General features: G+C 61.4%; 5 protein-coding genes and 1 riboswitch. Of the genes, 1 reads left to right on the top strand and 4 read right to left on the bottom strand.

The features are described from left to right. The first annotated feature begins 90 nt into the window (after positions 1 to 90). A riboswitch (FMN riboswitch) is annotated at positions 91 to 262 on the top strand. Between the two features lie 101 nt (positions 263 to 363). Beyond that, positions 364 to 873: a 6,7-dimethyl-8-ribityllumazine synthase gene (locus DBR18_RS17975; protein ID WP_108591313.1), complete on the top strand. Its 510-nt coding sequence runs from the start codon at positions 364 to 366 to the stop codon at positions 871 to 873. Positions 874 to 985: 112 nt separating this feature from the next. Here the strand turns inward: DBR18_RS17975 and astE are convergent, their stop codons facing one another. From astE to DBR18_RS29425, 4 genes are all read right to left on the bottom strand, one after another. Continuing rightward, positions 986 to 1,996 carry a succinylglutamate desuccinylase gene (astE, locus tag DBR18_RS17970; protein ID WP_108591312.1) on the bottom strand — a complete coding sequence of 337 codons (1,011 nt, stop codon included), beginning with the start codon at positions 1,994 to 1,996 and terminating at the stop codon, positions 986 to 988. 12 nt (positions 1,997 to 2,008) lie between these two features. Continuing rightward, positions 2,009 to 2,296, bottom strand: coding sequence for a hypothetical protein (locus DBR18_RS17965; protein ID WP_007963090.1), 288 nt, complete (start codon positions 2,294 to 2,296; stop codon positions 2,009 to 2,011). A gap of 57 nt (positions 2,297 to 2,353) precedes the next feature. Continuing rightward, positions 2,354 to 3,700, bottom strand: coding sequence for an N-succinylarginine dihydrolase (gene astB / locus DBR18_RS17960; RefSeq protein WP_108591311.1), 1,347 nt, complete (start codon positions 3,698 to 3,700; stop codon positions 2,354 to 2,356). A gap of 167 nt (positions 3,701 to 3,867) precedes the next feature. Continuing rightward, the coding region (locus DBR18_RS29425) for an aldehyde dehydrogenase family protein (protein WP_256588780.1) at positions 3,868 to 4,480 on the bottom strand (613 nt) is incomplete at its 5' end.

Here is a 4,480-nt window from a genome sequence, read left to right as displayed (position 1 = left end):
GCCTTCGCGAGCAAGCCCGCTCCCACAGGTTCTGTGCACGGCCGGAAAATATGTGATAAAAACGCTGCGCCGCCCGAGAGAGGGCGGCGAAAACGTTCTCAGGGCGGGGTGCAATTCCCCACCGGCGGTAATTGCGCGCAATGCGCATAGCCCGCGAGCGCTTGGCGACGAACACGGCAAAGGCTGTGATCGGCGGCAAGGTCAGCAGACCCGGTGTGATTCCGGGGCCGACGGTCATAGTCCGGATGAAGAGAGAACGGGATTGACACCAAAGGGCCGCCTGCGCACTGCTGTGCTCGCGCGCACCCTTGAATCCCTTTCGATTCATAACGCCCTGTTTTTCACACAAACAGGAGTCAGAACATGCAACCCACCGCTATCGACAGCAAAACCAAACACCCTCACGGCGAGCGCGTCGCGTTCATCCAGGCCTGCTGGCACAAGGAAATCGTCGATCAAAGCCGTAAAGGTTTCGTCGCCGAAATGCTCGCTCAGGGTTATCAGGAATCGGACATCGATTTCTTCGAAGTCGGCGGCGCCTTTGAAATGCCCCTGCACGCCAAGCTGCTCGCCAATACCGGTCGTTACGCCGGTATCGTCGCGGCTGCTCTGGTGGTGGACGGCGGCATCTACCGTCACGAGTTCGTCGCCCAGTCAGTGGTCAGCGGCCTGATGCAAGTGCAATTGGAAACCGAAGTGCCGGTGTTCTCGGTGTCCCTGACCCCGCATCACTTCCATGCCGGTGAAGAACATCAGAAATTCTTCTTCGAACACTTCGTGCACAAGGGTCAGGAAGCGGCGCGGACTTGCGCGGATACGCTGCAGAAGGTTCGCGCGCTGCGTCGCAGTGAACCGCGTGCTGTAGCGGTCTAAGCACAACGCTCCCCTGTAGGAGCTGTCGAGTGAAACGAGGCTGCGATCTTTTGATCGTCTAGAAACAAGATCAAAAGATCGCAGCCTTCGGCAGCTCCTACAGGGATTTTTGTCAGGCGAGGTTTTCGTCGGTGGCCGGCACGATCAGGATGCCCGCACGCAAGCCGTTCTTGACCTTGGGGTTCGGGAAGATGATTCGTGCGCCCTCCTCCTCGATGACCCAGCGGGTGTTGGCCAGATCTTCGGCCAGCAGATAACCCACATCCAGCTCGGAAAAGTTTTCGATGTCCGCCGGCAGGTTCAGGCGGAATGCATCGCTGTGCTTGATGATTTCCCGGGCGACGCTGAACAGTTGCAAGCCGTCCAGTCCTTCCTCGGCCAGATCCGGCTCATTGCCTTCGATGATCTGCTTCAGGCGGGTTTCCAGCCTCGACACATCCACCCCTTCGTTCTGTCCGAACGGCCGCGCTTTGCCCAGTTCCAGGGTGAAGGCCTCGGCACCGAGCTTGTCGTAGGTATAGGAGCTGAAGACGATCGACGGCTTGTTCTGCAGCAGCACCGCTTCCATGCCAGCGGCACGCAGACGCGCCAGTTCGCGGCGTGAATGCTGGCGACCTTCTTTCCACGGGTACAGGGCGAACTGCTCGATCTTCGAACCACGAATGGCGGTGTGCAGATCGTAGTGCAGACGCTGACGATCCGGCAGGCTGAAGAAGCTCGCCGCCAGCCGCTCCAGCTCGCAGGCGCGGATGGCTTCGGTACCGCTGGTTTGTTCATGACGGCCGTTGAACAGCCGATTGACGTCCTGCTCGACGAAGCGCTCGCCCTTGCGAATCGCTTCCGGGTTGCCGAACAGGAACAGAATGCGTGCACGCGGCTTCAGATCGCCACGAGCGATGTCATGCAGCAGCCGATCGAGCAACTCGATCGGCGCTGTTTCATTGCCATGGATGCCTGCCGACAGCAGCAGGTCCAGGCCATTGTCGCGCGCTTCGGGTGGCCGCACTTCCAGCGCACCTTCGCTCAACCAGCGCATGCGCACGCCTTCGACAGTCAGTTGAGTCTTCTCCGCCGGTTCGCGGCCGGCGAGGGTCAGTTCAAGCAGTTTGCCGAGGGCGAGCATAGAGCGGTTTCCTTAGTGATCGTGGTTGCAATCCGGGCCGTGCACGTGGTCTTCGTCGCCGACTTCGGCCGGCTCCATTTCCAGTTGCAGACTTACCAGATTAGTTGCCAATGGGCGCAGCAGCAGGTTGGCGTACTCTTCGTCACCTTCCTCGACGTCCACGCCGATCAGCAGTTGGCCACGGCCGTCCTGCTGGATCCACAGCTCTTTGCCTTGCCACATGACCGCGACGCGGGTGCACGAGGTTTGCAGTTGCGTGCCGTCGGTGTCTTCAAGGATCAGCTGCAGGGAATCGCTCATGTTTTTACTCTCTTGGGGAGACAAGCCGCGCGCCTCGTTCAGGCGACGCGCCGGCCATCAATTGATCTGGAATGGATAAACCGAGCCCAGTTTAAGGATTTGCGTCAGTTCATCCAGTGCCGTCCGGCATTCAAGCAGTAACTGCGGGTCCGCCAGATCGGTTTCGCTCAGGCGGTCGCGGTAGTGCTTTTCAACCCATGCGGTCAACGAACCGTACAACGGGGCCGTCATGATAACCCCTGGATTGACCGCCGCCAGCTCGGTTTCGTTGAGCGCGACGCGCAGTCGCAGGCACGCCGGGCCACCGCCGTTCTGCATGCTTTGCTTGAGGTCGAAGACTTTGACTTCGCGGATCAGACCGCCGGAGCTGGTCAGACCTTGCAGGTAGTTCCACACGCGCTCGTTGCCACGGCATTCCTCCGGCACGATCAACAGCATCGAGCCATCAGGACGCGACAGCAACTGGCTGTTGAACAGGTAGGAGCGCACCGCGTCGTCCACGGTGACCGCAGAACGCGGCACGCAGATCGACTGGAACTTGCCGCCGACCTTGGCCAGTTTGCCCTGCAGCTCGGCCAGCATCTGCTCGGTGTCGAGGAACGCGTCCTCGTGATAGAACAGCACCTCGCCGTTACCCACCGCGATCACGTCGTTGTGGAATACGCCCTGGTCGATCACCGCCGGGTTCTGCTGGGCGTAGACCACGCCGTCGTCACGCAGGCCGTGCAAACGAGCGACTGCTTGCGACGCTTCGAGGGTCTGACGCGCCGGGTACTTCTGCGGCGCCGGGTAACGGGTGTCGAACGCACTGCGCCCGAACACGAAGAACTCGACGCCGGCCTCGCCGTACTCACGGCAGAAGCGCGTGTGGTTGGCCGCGCCTTCGTCACCGAACTGCGCCACCGCCGGCAACGCGGCGTGGTGGGCGAAGTGTTGCTGATTGGCGAACATCGCACCCAGCACACGGCTGGTGGTCGGGTGTTCGATGCTGCGGTGGTATTTGCAGTTGAGGTTGGCGGCGGTGAAGTGCACGCGGCCGTCAGCGGTGTCGGCACTCGGGCTGACAGTGGCGGCGTTGGCCACCCACATGCTCGACGCCGAGCAACTGGCAACCAGCAACGGCATGGCTTCCTTTGCGGCGCGCTCGATCACTTGCGCGTCGGTGCCGCTGAAACCCAGACGGCGCAGAGCGGCCACGTCCGGACGCTCCTGCGGCGCCAGCACGCCTTGCTGAAAGCCCATTTCCATCAGCGCTTTCATTTTCGCCAGGCCTTGCAGCGCCGCTTCCTTCGGGTTCGAGGATTGCTGGCTGTTGCTCTGGGACGCAACGTTGCCGTAGGACAGACCGCCGTAGTTATGGGTCGGCCCCACTAGACCGTCAAAATTGACTTCATAGGATTTCATCAGCGAGGCTCCACGAGAATCTGTTGTTATAGGCTTCAGTAACTAACTGTTCAGTGCGACCGCGTCGCGGCCTTCGCTGGCAAGCCAGCTCCCACAGTGATCGCTGTCGTACACAAAATGTGCGAACGCCTGCGATCCTGTGGGAGCTGGCTTGCCAGCGATAGGCATCACACCATTTTCACGCCAGGCGTCAGGGCCGCCGGCAACACCAGGCTCGGCGTTTCCAGCGAGGCCACCGGGTACGCGCAGTAATCCGCCGCGTAGTAGGCGCTGGCGCGATGGTTGCCGGAAGCGCCGACACCACCGAACGGCGCGCTGCTCGCCGCACCGGTCAGCTGTTTGTTCCAGTTGACGATACCGGCGCGGCTTTCCAGCCAGAACTGCTGATAACGATCTTCGGAATCCGACAGCAAACCCGCCGCCAGGCCATAAGCAGTGTCGTTGGCCTCGCTGATCGCCGCAGCGAAATCGGCGTAGCGAATCACCTGCAGCAACGGGCCGAACAGTTCTTCGTCCGGACGCTCGGCCACTGCGGTCACATCAAGAATGCCCGGAGTCAGCAAGGCCGACTGCGCTTGCGGCTGAGTCATCGCCAACAGCGACACCGCGCCGTTGGCCAATAGATGTTCTTGAGCGTCCATCAGCGCTTTCGCCGCGCCGAGGGAAATCACCGAGCCCATGAACGGCGCCGGCTGCTGATCGAACGCACCGACTTCGATGGTCGCGCTGACTTCCACCAGACGCTTGAGCAGGCTGTCGCCCCACGCGCCTTGCGGCACC

It is taken from the genome of Pseudomonas sp. HMWF021, assembly GCF_003061005.1.
In the GTDB taxonomy this organism is placed as follows: Bacteria; Pseudomonadota; Gammaproteobacteria; order Pseudomonadales; family Pseudomonadaceae; genus Aquipseudomonas.
Note: the sequence above shows the minus strand (reverse complement) of the source record. Positions and strands in the feature narration are given on the sequence as shown.